Source organism: Halomonas sp. E19 (assembly GCF_052439355.1).
Classification (GTDB): Bacteria; Pseudomonadota; Gammaproteobacteria; order Pseudomonadales; family Halomonadaceae; genus Halomonas.
Window position 1 is genome coordinate 3,373,912 of record NZ_JBNFWU010000001.1, and the last position, 13,004, is coordinate 3,386,915.

Sequence of the window (13,004 nt, forward strand, 5' to 3'; positions counted from 1 at the left end):
TCTATCGGGTCGGAGTGTCTCGGCTGCCAAAGATGGCGCTGCCCAGACGAACCAGCGTGGCGCCTTCCAGAACGGCGGCTTCCAGATCGTCGCTCATGCCCATTGACAGCGTATCCAGCGGCGCCTTGGGGTAGCGGGCTTGCAGCTCCTCGAATGCCTGGCGCAGGCGGGCCAGCGGTTCACGCTGGGCCGCAAGCCCTCGGCGGGTGCGGGAATCGCCATCAGCCCGCGCAGGCGCAGCCGCGGCAGCGCCTGCACGGCCTGTGCCAGCGTTGCCAGGTCGGCGAGGTGAACCCCGGACTTGGTCGCCTCGTCGCTGACGTTGACCTGCAGGCAGACGTTGAGCGGCCCGAGCCCCGCGGGACGCTGGTCGTTCAGCCGGCGCGCCACCTTCTCGCGATCTACGCTGTGCACCCAGGCGAAATGCTCGGCGACCGCGCGGGTCTTGTTGGATTGTAGCGGCCCGATGAAATGCCAGACGATATCGGGCAGGTCGACCAGCGCCGCCTGCTTGTCCAGCGCTTCCTGGACGTAGTTTTCGCCGAACTCCCGCTGCCCTAGCTGCCAGGCCTCGCGAATCCGCTCCGCCGGCTTGGTTTTGCTGACCGCAAGCAGGCGCACCGATTCGGCGGGCCGGCCGGCGCGGGCGGCGGCATCGGCCAGGCGCTGTCGGGCGCTGGCCAGTGACTCGCAAAGCATGGTATCCGTCATCTCAGTTACATAAAGTTCGTAATGTCAAAAGCTCTGGCATACTGGAACAAACCATCATCGCGAGCAGGGAGTTGCATGGATATTACCGAACTGCTGGCGTTCTCGGCAAAGCAGAACGCCTCCGACCTGCACCTGTCGGCCGGCCTGCCGCCCATGATCCGGGTGGATGGCGATATCCGGCGGCTCAACGTGCCTGCCATGGAAGATCGGGAAGTCCGCAAGCTGATCTACGACATCATGGGCGATCGTCAGCGGCGTGACTACGAAGAGTTTTTGAAACGGACTTTTCCTTCGAAGTGCCGGGCGTGGCGCGCTTCCGTGTCAACGCCTTCAACCAGGCACGCGGTGCCGGTGCGGTCTTCCGTACCATTCCCAGCGAAGTGCTGACCATGGATGATCTCGGTCTTGGCGAGGTCTTCCGTCGCCTGGCGCTGCTGCCGCGAGGCCTGGTGTTGGTCACCGGGCCGACCGGCTCGAGCAAGAGCACCACCCTGGCCGCGATGATCGACTACATCAACGATCACCGCTACGACCACATCCTCACCATCGAGGATCCGGTGGAGTTCATTCACCGCAGCAAGCGCAGCCTGGTCAACCAGCGCGAGGTGCATCGCGACACCCACGGTTTTGCCCAGGCGCTGCGCAGCGCCCTGCGTGAAGACCCCGATGTCATCCTGGTAGGCGAACTACGCGATCTGGAAACGATTCGGCTGGCGCTCACCGCGGCGGAGACCGGCCACCTGGTGCTTGGCACCCTGCACACCACCTCGGCGGCCAAGACCATCGACCGTATCATCGACGTCTTCCCCGGCGAGGAAAAAGCCATGGTGCGCTCGATGCTGTCGGAGTCGCTGCAGGGCGTCATTTCCCAAACCCTGCTCAAGCGCCGCAGCGGCGGGCGAGTGGCGGCGCACGAGATCCTCATCGCCAACGCCGCGGTGCGCAACCTGATTCGCGAGGACAAGGTGGCGCAAATCTACTCGGCCATCCAGACCGGTGGCAGCTTGGGCATGCAGACGCTGGATGCGGCCTTGAACAAGTTGATCACCGACAACATCGTCACGCGTGAAGAGGCCCAGGCCAGGGCCAAGGGTGTGCTGACGCAGTGATGGGCGCTAGGCAAGCGAGGCGGGGAACACGAATATGACGGCACAAGAATGGCTGCAGCAACTGCTGACCATCATGGCACAGCAGGAAGCATCGGACCTGCTGATTTCGGTACAGGCGCCCCCCACCCTGAAGCTGGCGGGCAAGCTGACGGCGCTAGGTGAGCAGCGGCTGACGGTGGAGCAGGTGCGCGAGCTGGTTCAGGGGGCCATTCCGGATGGCCTGCGCGAGCGCTTCGAGCAGGAGCGTGAAGCCAATTTTGCGCTCAGCATTACCGGGCTCGGGCGGTTTCGCGTCAGTGCCTTCCAGCAGCGCAACCAGTGGGCCATGGTCATACGCCGCATCGCCTACGATATTCCGCACCTCGAGGAGCTCTCGCTGCCGCCCCAACTGGGTGAGCTGGCCAACCTCAAGCGAGGCCTGGTCTTCGTGGTGGGCGGTACCGGCACCGGCAAGTCCACTACGCTGGCGTCGATGATCCAGCAGCGCAACGAGACCGTGGGCGGTCACATCATCAGCGTCGAGGATCCCATCGAGTACGTGCACCCCCACAAGAAGGCAATCATCAACCAGCGTGAGGTCGGCATCGATACCGAGTCCTTCGAAGTGGCGCTGAAGAATACCCTGCGCCAGGCGCCCGACGTCATCCTGATCGGTGAGGTGCGCACGCGGGAAACCATGGAGCATGCCCTGACCTTCGCCGAAACGGGCCACCTGTGCTTGGCCACGCTGCACGCCAACAACGCCAACCAGGCGCTGGACCGCATCATTCACTTCTTCCCCCATGAGCGCCACGAGCAGATCTGGTTGGACCTGTCGCTCAACCTTCATGCCGTCGTCGCCCAGCAGCTGCTGCCCACTCGCGACGGCGGGCGCTGCCCGGCCATCGAAATTCTGCTGAAAACCCCTTGATCGCCGACCTGATCCGTAAGGGCGATGTGAGTGAAATCAAGAATGTCATGGCCCGTTCGCGCGACCTGGGCATGCAGACCTTCGACCAGGCGCTGTTCGAACTCTTCAAGGCAGGCAAAATCAGCGAGGAAATTGCCATGGTGCACGCTGATTCGGCCAATGAGCTGCGCATGATGATCAAGTACGGCGATGAAAAGAGTGACGTTGTGGCCAAGGCTCGGGATTCGGCGCAACGGCTGACGCTGCGCGATGAGGACGACTTCTAGCAAGTGCTCTCACTCCGCTGATTGCGTCTACCCATGTTGCTGGCTAGGGAGCATAGACACCGCCAAGTACGCGTGGCCCCTGAGCGCCGGTGACGCTGGGCAGGTTGCCTGCCAACCCCTCGAGGCGGCGCCAGGCGAGCCAGGCGAAGGCGCCGGCTTCCAGCCAGTCGGCCGGCCAACCCCAGTCGCTGCTGGGAACCAGCGCGGTTTCCGGCAGATGGCGAGCCAGGCGACCGAGCAGATCACCGTTGTGGGCGCCGCCGCCACACGGGATCAGCGCTGAGGCCGGAGGCGCGCCGGCCAGCTCGCGTGCCATCTCGATGCCCAGGGCTACGCTGGTCGCGGTCAGCTCGGCCAGCGTCGCCTGCACGTCCTGGGGCTCTTCCTTCCCCGTAAGATGGCCTTCAAGCCAGTCGAGGTGGAACACCTCGCGCCCGGTGCTGCGCGGCGGCGGGCGATGGAAGAAGGGCTCGGCGAGCAGGCGCTCCAGCAGAATCTCGTCCACGCGCCCCGATGCCGCCCAGGCGCCGTCGGGGTCGTAGCGGCCGCCGCGATGGCGGGCGTGCCAGGCATCCAGCAGCGCGTTGGCCGGGCCGGTATCGAAGCCGATCACCTCGGCCTCGCTTTCCGCGGGTGGCAGCAGGGTCAGGTTGGCGAAACCGCCCAGGTTGAGCACCAGCTGCCACTGTCCCGCACGCCGGAACAGCGCCTCGTGAAAGGCCGGCGCCAGCGGGCGGCCTGACCGCCGGCGGCCAGATCGCGGCGGCGGAAATCCGCCACCACCGTGCAGCCGGTCAGCTCGGCCAGCAGGCTGGGGTTGTCGAGCTGCAGGGTATAGGCCGGCCCTTCGGCGTGGCCCCAGGGCGCATGCTCGATGGTCTGGCCGTGGCTGCCGATGGCGGCGATCTGCCCGGTGGCGATGCCATTGCCGGCGAGCAGGTGTCCGACCGCAGCGGCCTGGAGCCGGCAGAAGGCATCCTCGGCGCCGGCCAGCTCGGCGAAGGCGATCCGCTCGGCTTGGCATAGCCTCAGCAGGAGCTCACGCAGCGCTTCGGGCATCGGCTCGGCGTGGGTGGCGAGCAGGCGCGCCCTCCCTGCGGCGCCGATCTCGACCAGGGCGGCATCGATGCCGTCCAGGCTGGTGCCGGACATCAAGCCCACGAACAGTGCCATCTTCTTCCCCTAACGTGGTCGCCCCGTGGGCCGTTGAGTCATGCTACCATCGTGCCCCATTCGATGGACCCTGCCCGCACGGGCGATCAACGTTTTTGGAGTGGGAGAGATGAGCGAGGTCGCAAGCGCGCTGGCGCTGCTGAAACGAGGCACCCAGGAGATCCTGCTGGAGGACGAGCTGGTCAAGAAGCTTGAGTCCGGCCGCAAGCTGCGCATCAAGGCCGGCTTCGACCCCACCGCTCCCGACCTGCATCTTGGCCACAGCGTGCTGCTGACCAAGATGCGCCAGTTCCAGGATCTCGGCCACCAGATCATCTTCCTGATCGGCGACTTCACCGGGCGCATCGGCGATCCCACCGGCAAGAACGTCACCCGCAAGCCGCTCACCGAGGAGGAGGTCCGGGTCAATGCCCAGACCTACAAGGAGCAGGTGTTCAAGATCCTCGATCCCGACAAGACCGAGGTGCGCTTCAACTCCGAATGGTTCAGCGAGCTCACCGCGGCCAGGATGATCGAGCTGGCCGCCCAGAGCACCGTGGCGCGCATGCTAGAGCGCGACGACTTCGACAAGCGCTACAAGTCGGGCCAGCCGATCTCCATCCACGAGTTCCTCTACCCGCTGGTGCAGGGCTACGACTCCGTGGCGCTCGAGGCCGACGTCGAGATGGGCGGCACCGACCAGAAGTTCAACCTGCTGATGGGGCGCGAGATCCAGAAGCACTTCGGCATGGAGCCGCAGGTGGTCATCACCATGCCGCTGCTCGAGGGTCTCGACGGCGTGCAGAAGATGTCGAAGTCGCTGGGCAACTACGTCGGGGTCGACGAGGCGCCGGGCGCGATGTTCAACAAGCTCGTCTCCATGCCCGACAGCCTGATGTGGCGCTACTTCGAGCTGCTCTCGCTGAAACCCAACGAAGAGATCGAGGCGCTCAAGCGCGACGTCGAGGCCGGTGCCAACCCGCGCGACATCAAGATGATCCTCGCCCGCGAGCTGATCGGCCGCTACCACGGTGAAGAGGCCGCGGCCAATGCCCACAAGTCGGCCGGCAACCGCCTGGCCGAAGGCGAGCTGCCCGAAGACCTGCCCGAGGTGGAGGTCGACTTCGAGGGCAGCGCCCAGGCGCCCATCGCTGCGGTGCTCAACCGGGCGGGTCTGGCCAACAACAGCGCCCAGGCCAAGGACATGCTGGGCAACGGCCGGGTCAAGGTCGACGGCGAGGTCGTCGCCAAGGATGCCATGCTCGACACCGGCAAGAGCTACGTGATCCAGGCCGGCAAGAAGCGCTATGCCCGGGTGACGCTACGCTGAGTCATTCCACCGGCTCTCAGGCCAACCGATGACAAGTCAGTTGCTCTACCGACGCCCGCCTCGTGCGGGCGTCGTCGTCTTCGCTCCGGGGCAAACCATCCACAGCCCCTCTCCGCCGAGCGCCTGTGGATAGCTCGTCCGCCCGCGTCTCGTCACCGCGTTGCCATCATCCTGAAATTTTTTTACAGCCGCCCCTTGCGGGGCTCGGGGAAAACCGTAAAGTACGCATCCGCTGCCGGTGACGGGCAACGTCATCAGCGGTGGGAAGAGTGGTAAGTGGTTGTCTCGTTTTGATTTTTTCGATTCGCTTCGCAAAAATCGCCCTTGACGCCCACGGCGAATTCGGTAGAATGCGCCCCACTCGGAAGCAAGTCCGGCGGCGGGCTTGCGGTCGCCCGCTCCGGCGGGTCTTCGCGGTCAGGGTCACCTCGGTGACGGCCACGAAGAGAGTTGACAAACTCCGGCACTTGAGTAGAATACGCCTTCCTCGCAGGGCGCTGGCGAGGCCCCTCGATCACAGGATCGACGGCCGCGACAGCAAGCGAGACGCTCCACTCTCTATAGAGCCCGGAGCCGCTCTTTAACAATCGATCAGGTAATTCATGTGGGCGCTTGTCGATGAGGTGGTGAGAAGTCACACCATTATCAAGGCAAGCGACTCGTCGAGACCTTCGGGTCTTTTGAGAAGCTTTAACCTTGAGCCAAGTTTGGTCCGCTTAACGGACTACTGATCTTAAACTGAAGAGTTTGATCATGGCTCAGATTGAACGCTGGCGGCAGGCCTAACACATGCAAGTCGAGCGGCAGCACGGGAAGCTTGCTTCCTGGTGGCGAGCGGCGGACGGGTGAGTAATGCATAGGAATCTGCCCGGTAGTGGGGGATAACCTGGGGAAACCCAGGCTAATACCGCATACGTCCTACGGGAGAAAGCAGGGGCTCTTCGGACCTTGCGCTATCGGATGAGCCTATGTCGGATTAGCTAGTTGGTGAGGTAAAGGCTCACCAAGGCGACGATCCGTAGCTGGTCTGAGAGGATGATCAGCCACATCGGGACTGAGACACGGCCCGAACTCCTACGGGAGGCAGCAGTGGGGAATATTGGACAATGGGCGCAAGCCTGATCCAGCCATGCCGCGTGTGTGAAGAAGGCCCTCGGGTTGTAAAGCACTTTCAGTGGGGAAGAAAGCCTCGCGGCTAATATCCGCGAGGAAGGACATCACCCACAGAAGAAGCACCGGCTAACTCCGTGCCAGCAGCCGCGGTAATACGGAGGGTGCGAGCGTTAATCGGAATTACTGGGCGTAAAGCGCGCGTAGGTGGCTTGATAAGCCGGTTGTGAAAGCCCCGGGCTCAACCTGGGAACGGCATCCGGAACTGTCAGGCTAGAGTGCAGGAGAGGAAGGTAGAATTCCCGGTGTAGCGGTGAAATGCGTAGAGATCGGGAGGAATACCAGTGGCGAAGGCGGCCTTCTGGACTGACACTGACACTGAGGTGCGAAAGCGTGGGTAGCAAACAGGATTAGATACCCTGGTAGTCCACGCCGTAAACGATGTCGACTAGCCGTTGGGTCCTTCGCGGACTTTGTGGCGCAGTTAACGCGATAAGTCGACCGCCTGGGGAGTACGGCCGCAAGGTTAAAACTCAAATGAATTGACGGGGGCCCGCACAAGCGGTGGAGCATGTGGTTTAATTCGATGCAACGCGAAGAACCTTACCTACCCTTGACATCCTGCGAACCCTTCGGAGACGAAGGGGTGCCTTCGGGAACGCAGAGACAGGTGCTGCATGGCTGTCGTCAGCTCGTGTTGTGAAATGTTGGGTTAAGTCCCGTAACGAGCGCAACCCTTGTCCTTATTTGCCAGCGAGTAAAGTCGGGAACTCTAAGGAGACTGCCGGTGACAAACCGGAGGAAGGTGGGGACGACGTCAAGTCATCATGGCCCTTACGGGTAGGGCTACACACGTGCTACAATGGTCAGTACAAAGGGTTGCGAACTCGCGAGAGCAAGCCAATCCCAGAAAGCTGATCTCAGTCCGGATCGGAGTCTGCAACTCGACTCCGTGAAGTCGGAATCGCTAGTAATCGTGAATCAGAATGTCACGGTGAATACGTTCCCGGGCCTTGTACACACCGCCCGTCACACCATGGGAGTGGACTGCACCAGAAGTGGTTAGCCTAACCTTCGGGAGGGCGATCACCACGGTGTGGTTCATGACTGGGGTGAAGTCGTAACAAGGTAGCCGTAGGGGAACCTGCGGCTGGATCACCTCCTTAAACGACGTATCACGCCTCGCGGCAAGTGCTCACAATGAATTACCTGATCGGCCAGAGCAAAGACTGTTTGGGTATAGGCCCAGCGTGACCAATGGGTCTGTAGCTCAGTTGGTTAGAGCGCACCCCTGATAAGGGTGAGGTCGGCAGTTCAAATCTGCCCAGACCCACCATTCTCGAGCTTCGGCCGGGTCTGTCGCTCAGTTGGTGAGAGCGCACCCCCGGAAGTTCTGTAAAGAGAAGGGTGAGGTCGCCGGGTTTGTTTCAAATCTGCCCAGACCCACCAAATTTGCGTGATACGGCGTTGCTTTGAACCTCGCATAGCAGGCTATGCGTCGCATCGAAGCGCCTTGTCTCACACAAATTGCTTTCGGGGCCATAGCTCAGCTGGGAGAGCGCCTGCCTTGCACGCAGGAGGTCAGCGGTTCGATCCCGCTTGGCTCCACCATTACGCTCCATCGTATCCACAGTCTTACCTGATCGGATCCGCAGTCATAAGCCATCCTCGCAGCACGCGATGAGCGGTTTATGACTGTCGATTGACAGTCTGCTCTTTAACAATGTGAATCATGCTGACAGTTCCTTTCCGACAGGAAAGGAAACGAAGATACGTCTCAAGCGTATCCGGCAATGTCGTACGTGATCGCAGACCAGACCCCTTCGGGTTATATGGTCAAGCGATTAAGCGCATACGGTGGATGCCTTGGCAGCCAGAGGCGATGAAGGACGCGGTAGCCTGCGATAAGGCTCGGTGAGGTGGCAAACAACCTGTGACCCGGGCATTTCCGAATGGGGAAACCCACCCAGCACAAGCTGGGTATCCCACACTGAATCCATAGGTGTTGGGAGGCGAACCGGGGGAACTGAAACATCTAAGTACCCCGAGGAAAAGAAATCAACCGAGATTCCCCTAGTAGCGGCGAGCGAACGGGGACTAGCCCTTAAGCGGCACAACTGATAGGCGAACAGGCTGGGAAGCCTGACCATAGCGGGTGATAGTCCCGTAGCCGAAATCTGAGTGTCGTGAAATCGAGTAGGTCGGGGCACGTGAAACCTTGACTGAATATGGGGGGACCATCCTCCAAGGCTAAATACTCCTGGCTGACCGATAGTGAACCAGTACCGTGAGGGAAAGGCGAAAAGAACCCCGGAGAGGGGAGTGAAATAGATCCTGAAACCGTATGCGTACAAGCAGTGGGAGCATGCTAGTCATGTGACCGCGTACCTTTTGTATAATGGGTCAGCGACTTATTTTCAGTGGCGAGCTTAACCGTATAGGGGAGGCGTAGGGAAACCGAGTCTTAACTGGGCGACCAGTCGCTGGAAATAGACCCGAAACCGGGCGATCTATCCATGAGCAGGTTGAAGGTTGAGTAACATCAACTGGAGGACCGAACCAGGATCTGTTGAAAAAGATTTGGATGACTTGTGGATCGGAGTGAAAGGCTAATCAAGCTCGGAGATAGCTGGTTCTCCTCGAAAGCTATTTAGGTAGCGCCTCACGTATCACCGCCGGGGGTAGAGCACTGTTTCGGCTAGGGGTCATCCCGACTTACCAACCCGAGGCAAACTCCGAATACCGGTGAGTGCAGCGTGGGAGACACACGGCGGGTGCTAACGTCCGTCGTGAAAAGGGAAACAACCCAGACCGTCAGCTAAGGTCCCGAAATCCTGGTTAAGTGGGAAACGATGTGGGAAGGCTCAGACAGCTAGGAGGTTGGCTTAGAAGCAGCCATCCTTTAAAGAAAGCGTAATAGCTCACTAGTCGAGTCGGCCTGCGCGGAAGATGTAACGGGGCTAAACCAGGTACCGAAGCTACGGGTGAGTCTGCATCACTTGATGCTATTCGATTGGCGTCGCGAAGCGACGTCCAAGCCGTCCCGAACGTCGAGTCGAGAAGGATGGATAGAAAGAGTGGTATCAAGGATGCAGACTCGCGGTAGAGGAGCGTCGTGTAAGCCGATGAAGGTGGATTGAGAAGTCTGCTGGAGGTATCACGAGTGCGAATGCTGACATGAGTAACGACAAGGGGAGTGAAAAACTCCCCCGCCGGAAGACCAAGGGTTTCTGTTCGACGCTAATCGGAGCAGAGTGAGTCGGCCCCTAAGGCGAGGCCGAAAGGCGTAGTCGATGGGAAACGGGTTAATATTCCCGTACCTCATAGAGTTGCGATGGGGGGACGAAGAAGGCTAGGTGGGCCAGGCGTTGGTTGTCCTGGTGAAAGCCAGTAGGCTGGGATCTTAGGCAAATCCGGGATCCCAAGGCCGAGAGGTGAGACGAAGGCACTACGGTGCCGAAGTCATCGATGCCACGCTTCCAGGAAAAGCCTCTAAGCTTCAGACTCTATGGGACCGTACCCCAAACCGACACAGGTGGTCAGGTAGAGAATACCAAGGCGCTTGAGAGAACTCGGGTGAAGGAACTAGGCAAAATGGTGCCGTAACTTCGGGAGAAGGCACGCCGCACTAGTGTGAAGGCCCTCGCGGCCGGAGCACGAAGCGGTCGAAGATACCAGGTGGCTGCAACTGTTTATTAAAAACACAGCACTCTGCAAACGCGCAAGCGGACGTATAGGGTGTGACGCCTGCCCGGTGCCGGAAGGTTAAGTGATGGTGTTAGCCCTCGGGCGAAGCTCTTGATCGAAGCCCCGGTAAACGGCGGCCGTAACTATAACGGTCCTAAGGTAGCGAAATTCCTTGTCGGGTAAGTTCCGACCTGCACGAATGGCGTAATGATGGCCACGCTGTCTCCACCCGAGACTCAGTGAAATTGAAATCGCAGTGAAGATGCTGTGTACCCGCGGCTAGACGGAAAGACCCCGTGAACCTTTACTATAGCTTCACACTGGACGCTGATGTTGCTTGTGTAGGATAGCTGGGAGGCTAGGAAACCCGGACGCCAGTTCGGGTGGAGCCAACCTTGAAATACCAGCCTGGCATCATTGGCGTTCTAACTCAGGTCCGTGATCCGGATCGAGGACAGTGTGTGGTGGGTAGTTTGACTGGGGCGGTCTCCTCCCAAAGCGTAACGGAGGAGCACGAAGGTACCCTCAGCACGGTCGGAAATCGTGCGTTGAGTGCAAGAGCATAAGGGTGCTTAACTGCGAGACAGACACGTCGAGCAGATACGAAAGTAGGTTCTAGTGATCCGGTGGTTCTGTATGGAAGGGCCATCGCTCAACGGATAAAAGGTACTCCGGGGATAACAGGCTGATACCGCCCAAGAGTTCACATCGACGGCGGTGTTTGGCACCTCGATGTCGGCTCATCACATCCTGGGGCTGAAGTCGGTCCCAAGGGTATGGCTGTTCGCCATTTAAAGTGGTACGCGAGCTGGGTTTAGAACGTCGTGAGACAGTTCGGTCCCTATCTGCCGTGGGCGTTGGAGATTTGAGAAGAGCTGCTCCTAGTACGAGAGGACCGGAGTGGACGCACCTCTGGTGTTCCGGTTGTCACGCCAGTGGCATTGCCGGGTAGCTACGTGCGGACGGGATAACCGCTGAAAGCATCTAAGCGGGAAGCCCCTTCAAGATGAGATCTCCCCGAGGCCTTGAGCCTCCTGAAGGGCCCAGCGAGACCAGCTGGTTGATAGGTCGGGTGTGGAAGCGCTGCAAGGCGTTGAGCTAACCGATACTAATGGCCCGTGAGGCTTGACCATATAACCCCAAGGGGTCTGCGCATCGCGCACATTGACGGATACGACGAGACGATCGCGTCAGCATGATTCCAACCGTTTTCGCCTGACGACCATAGCGAGTGGGAACCACCTGATCCCATGCCGAACTCAGCAGTGAAACCGCTCAGCGCCGATGGTAGTGTGGGGTCTCCCCATGTGAGAGTAGGTCATCGTCAGGCATCTTTTCAGAAACCCCGGCCAACTGGTCGGGGTTTCGTCGTTTGGGCGGCAGGAAACGGCAGGCGATGAAAGCTGGCAGGAGTGGGGCGGGATGGGCCGAGGTACTGCTCGCCGAGCTCGTGCCAGGCGGGCGCCGACGAAAGTGGCCTAGGCGGGCCCGCCGCCGGCCGGCCATGGGCAAGACACAAAAAAACCCCGAGCACGAACGTGCTCGGGGTTTTTTTGTGCGCTTACTGCAGGCGTCGACGGCGCCCGCGGAATGGTTCAACGACACAGCAGCTCGAAGGCTTCGATGAGGCTGTCCATCTCGTCGTCGGTACCGATCGAGATGCGCAGGAAGTCGCGCAGTGCCGGCGTATTGAAATGGCGTACCAGGATGCCACGCTCGCGCAGGCCGACGAACAGCTGCGCGGCATCGTGCTGGGCGTGACGCGCCAGCACGAAGTTGGCCTGGGAGGGCAGCACCTCGAAGCCGAGCTCGCTGAGGCGGCGGACGGTACGCTCGCGTGTGGTCATGACGCGCTCGCGACAGGCATCGAAGTGCGCTTTATCCTCGAGGGCGGCTATGCCCAGGGCGCTGGCCAGGCTGTCGATGGGGTAGGAATTGAAGGAGTCCTTGACCTGCTCGAGCCCTTCGATCAGTTCGCGTGACCCGATCGCATAGCCAAGGCGCAGGCCTGCCAGGCTGCGGGACTTGGAGAAGGTCCCGGTGACCAGCAGGTTCGGATAGCGACCAATCAAGGGCACGGCGCTCTCGCCACCGAAGTCGACGTAGGCTTCGTCGACCAGCACTACCTGCCCGCCGAGGCGATCGAGCAGCGTGGCGATGGCCTGGCGCCCATGGCCGTGGCCGGTCGGGGCGTTGGGGTTGGCGAAGATCGTCCCGCTGCTGTCGCTGCTGAAGGCGTCGAGATCGACGCGCCACTGCGCGTCGAGCGCCAGGCTGCGCTGTTCGATGCCATACAGCCGGCAGTAGACCGGATAGAAGCTGTAGGTGATCTCGGGCATCTCGAGCGGGCGGCCGTGGCAGAAGAAGGCCTGGAACGCCAGTGCCAGCACCTCGTCGGAACCATTGCCAACGAAGACCTGCTCCACCTCCACGCCATGCTCATGGGCAAGCGCTGTGCGCAGGGCGAGCGACTGCGGGTCGGGATAGCGCCGCAGATGATCGGCCGGGAACTCACGCAGCCTGGCTTCGACGCCAGGCGCCGGAGGGTAGGGGTTCTCGTTGGTGTTCAGCTTGATCAGCTTCTCGCGCGGTTGCTCCCCTGGAACATAAGGGGTCAGCCCGCGCACCGCCGGGCTCCAGAACTGGCTCATGGTGTCTCGTTTCTCGCAAGGCAGAACGTCAGGCCATGTTGACTGCTGCGGACTGACCGCGCAAGCCGATAGCGTGCT

The 13,004-nt window shown here is 61.0% G+C and carries 2 protein-coding genes, 3 tRNA genes, 3 rRNA genes and 4 pseudogenes; 9 read left to right on the plus strand and 3 right to left on the minus strand.

Features of this window, described 5'->3' with window-relative positions; all coding sequences use genetic code 11:
• Position 1: 1 nt before the first annotated feature.
• Positions 2 to 711, minus strand: a pseudogene (locus ACUDAL_RS17600) (YggS family pyridoxal phosphate-dependent enzyme).
• A gap of 75 nt (positions 712 to 786) precedes the next feature.
• On the opposite strand from ACUDAL_RS17600, the pseudogene ACUDAL_RS17605 reads away from it, so the two are divergent.
• Together ACUDAL_RS17605 and ACUDAL_RS17610 are read left to right on the plus strand one after the other, a co-directional pair.
• A pseudogene (locus ACUDAL_RS17605) lies at positions 787 to 1,820 on the plus strand (type IV pilus twitching motility protein PilT).
• A gap of 34 nt (positions 1,821 to 1,854) precedes the next feature.
• A pseudogene (locus ACUDAL_RS17610) lies at positions 1,855 to 2,996 on the plus strand (PilT/PilU family type 4a pilus ATPase).
• Between the two features lie 43 nt (positions 2,997 to 3,039).
• Here the strand turns inward: ACUDAL_RS17610 and ACUDAL_RS17615 are convergent.
• Positions 3,040 to 4,169 (minus strand): annotated as a pseudogene (locus tag ACUDAL_RS17615) (anhydro-N-acetylmuramic acid kinase).
• Positions 4,170 to 4,278: 109 nt separating this feature from the next.
• Between ACUDAL_RS17615 and tyrS the strand changes: the two are divergent.
• From tyrS to rrf, 7 genes are all read left to right on the plus strand, one after another.
• A complete protein-coding gene (tyrS, locus tag ACUDAL_RS17620; RefSeq protein WP_444679042.1) occupies positions 4,279 to 5,478 on the plus strand; it encodes a tyrosine--tRNA ligase in 1,200 nt (399 codons plus the stop codon).
• A gap of 735 nt (positions 5,479 to 6,213) precedes the next feature.
• Positions 6,214 to 7,754: ribosomal RNA gene (locus ACUDAL_RS17625) — 16S ribosomal RNA — on the plus strand.
• 93 nt (positions 7,755 to 7,847) lie between these two features.
• Positions 7,848 to 7,924, plus strand: a tRNA-Ile gene (locus tag ACUDAL_RS17630).
• Positions 7,925 to 7,940: 16 nt separating this feature from the next.
• Positions 7,941 to 8,037 (plus strand) — tRNA-OTHER (locus tag ACUDAL_RS17635).
• A gap of 86 nt (positions 8,038 to 8,123) precedes the next feature.
• Positions 8,124 to 8,199: transfer RNA gene (locus tag ACUDAL_RS17640), tRNA-Ala, on the plus strand.
• 223 nt (positions 8,200 to 8,422) lie between these two features.
• Positions 8,423 to 11,408 (plus strand): 23S ribosomal RNA (locus tag ACUDAL_RS17645).
• Positions 11,409 to 11,489: 81 nt separating this feature from the next.
• Positions 11,490 to 11,605: ribosomal RNA gene (rrf, locus tag ACUDAL_RS17650) — 5S ribosomal RNA — on the plus strand.
• Together the 16S, 23S and 5S rRNA genes with 3 tRNA genes alongside form the textbook arrangement of a ribosomal RNA operon.
• Positions 11,606 to 11,870: 265 nt before the next feature.
• Here the strand turns inward: rrf and hisC are convergent.
• The gene (gene hisC / locus ACUDAL_RS17655) at positions 11,871 to 12,926 is read right to left on the minus strand and encodes a histidinol-phosphate transaminase (protein WP_444679043.1); all 1,056 of its coding nucleotides are present in this window, start codon (positions 12,924 to 12,926) and stop codon (positions 11,871 to 11,873) included.
• Between the last annotated feature and the right edge of the window lie 78 nt (positions 12,927 to 13,004).

Excerpts from the sequence above, each read along its gene's own strand:
- tyrS (WP_444679042.1), top strand. The coding sequence starts at position 4,279 with ATGAGCGAGGTCGCAAGCGCGCTGGCGCTGCTGAAACGAGGCACCCAG.
- hisC (WP_444679043.1), bottom strand. The coding sequence starts at position 12,926 with ATGAGCCAGTTCTGGAGCCCGGCGGTGCGCGGGCTGACCCCTTATGTT.